This is a genomic window from Streptomyces sparsus, from assembly GCF_054776295.1.
Genome location: NZ_BAAHCA010000958.1, coordinates 1 through 1,795, shown reverse-complemented (window position 1 = coordinate 1,795; position 1,795 = coordinate 1). Strand labels below are relative to the sequence as shown.

Below are 1,795 nucleotides of genomic sequence, written 5' to 3'. Positions count from 1 at the left end.
ATCTCGACGGCTGGGAGAGCGCCGCGCAGACCCGGGAGTCCCTGGGCGAGGCGATCGCCCTGCTCGCCGGGGCGGTCCGCAGGCAGCAGACCGCGCCGAGCGGCAGCGGCGAGAGCGGGCGCGACGAGGTCCGCCGCGTGCTGGCGGAGGCCGCGGAGCAGCCGGCGGGCAGCGACGCGCAGGACGCGGTGCTGGACCGTCTGCTGCCGGACCCCGACGCGCCGCACTGGACCGACCGGCGGGATGTCGACCTCGCGCTGGAGGAGTCGCTGGCCCTGTGTGCCGATCCCGACGTGGAACGGGCCCGGCTCGGCCTGCGCGCGCTGCGGACCCTGGCGGACGCGGAGAACGGCGGGCCGACCGATCCGGCGGCGGTCACCGAGCGGCTGACTGCGCTCGCGGAGGGACCGGAGGCCCGCCCGGAGCTGCTCGGTGACGTGCTCGACACGTACCTCACGCTGCTCACCCGGCACAGCGGTGTCCGAGCACCCGTGGCGCTGTTCCTGCGCGCGCTCGCGCACGAGGACCCGCTCGCTCGCAGCGCGGCGGCCCTGGGCGTTCCCGATCTCACGCTGGACGCGGACGGCGAGGCCCGGGCCGTGGCGGCGCTGGTCCGGCTGCTCGACGACCCGGAGCCGGCCGTGCTGGTCGCCGCCACCGACGGCCCGATGGGCCTCACGTGCGCGGACCCGGAAATCTCACGCGCCGCCGAGGCCGCCCTCGCCGGACTGCTGGACGATCCGGAGCCCGGTGTCCGGGCCCAGGTAATCCACCACGGTGTGCTGAACGGCCGCATCACCTCGTACGCCGAACTCGTCGTCGAGTTGGAGGATCCCGACGCGGACTGGCGGTTCGTGGCTCTCGTCGCCGACCTCCCGGACGAGCTCGACGGTCCGGTGCCGCCGCCGCAGGCTCGCCAACTCCAGAGCTGCTTGCGCACATTGGAGGACGACGGCTGGGCCGAGCGGGAGGACGGGCAGCACACCGCGGACGAGCGCGCGGCGTTGCTGACGAACGCCCGGGCCACCGTCTGCTGAAGCCCTCCCGGCCCGGGCCGCTTCCCCGGCTTCCCCGTGCGGCCCGCGCGGCCCGTGCGGGTCAGCGCCAGCCGTAACGCTGCTGGAGGCGGTGCACCACCTGGCCGAAGCGGGCGCGGTCCAGTGCGCAGGCCTCCCGGCGCATGCCCTCGGTGTGGATGCGCAGCACCCGGTCCAGGTCCACCCACGACTCGCGGCCCTGGCGGTCCCACGGGCCGCTCCCGATCGGCGCCCACTCGTGATGGTCGCTCTGCTGCCTGCTGGTCAGCTGGACGGCCAGCAGGGTGCCGGCCGCCTCGCGGGCGACCACCAGCACCGGCCGGTCCTTGCCCCGGCCGTCGTTCTCCTCGTAGGGGACCCACGTCCACACGATCTCGCCGGGATCGGGCTCGCCGTCGGGGTCGGGGGTGTAGGCCGTCACCACTCCGCGGATCCGGTCGGCACGGACGTCGGTGGTGGCGGTGGCGCCGGTCCGTCCTGGGGACAGGACCGGGCTGTCGGACTGCTCGTCGCTCAGGTTCACGGCCGCCACGGTACTGCGGGGGGCGGGCACCCGGTCCGGCAGGTGCCCTTCCCCCCGCACCGCGCGGTTCACCCCCGCGGGCGCCCGGCCAGAAGGTACCCGCCGACGCCGGCCAGCGCGGCGAGCGCCCCACCCACGGCCGTCCACAGCCAACGGCCGTTCCACCAGGGCCCGTTCCAGCCGTCCTCCGGCTCGGCCACGGTGACCGCACGGTCAGTCCCGTCGCTCCCGGTGT

1 protein-coding gene and 1 pseudogene are annotated in these 1,795 nt (G+C 75.8%); one reads left to right on the top strand and one right to left on the bottom strand.

Annotation, left to right across the window (positions count from 1 at the left end; translation table 11 throughout):
• Positions 1 to 1,037 (top strand): annotated as a pseudogene (locus ACYVE9_RS25325) (hypothetical protein); the annotation flags it as partial.
• A gap of 61 nt (positions 1,038 to 1,098) precedes the next feature.
• On the opposite strand, the gene ACYVE9_RS25320 reads toward ACYVE9_RS25325, so the two are convergent.
• Complete coding sequence (locus ACYVE9_RS25320; RefSeq protein ID WP_461030220.1) at positions 1,099 to 1,560, bottom strand: type II toxin-antitoxin system PemK/MazF family toxin; 462 nt, start codon at positions 1,558 to 1,560, stop codon at positions 1,099 to 1,101.
• Positions 1,561 to 1,795: the final 235 nt, after the last annotated feature.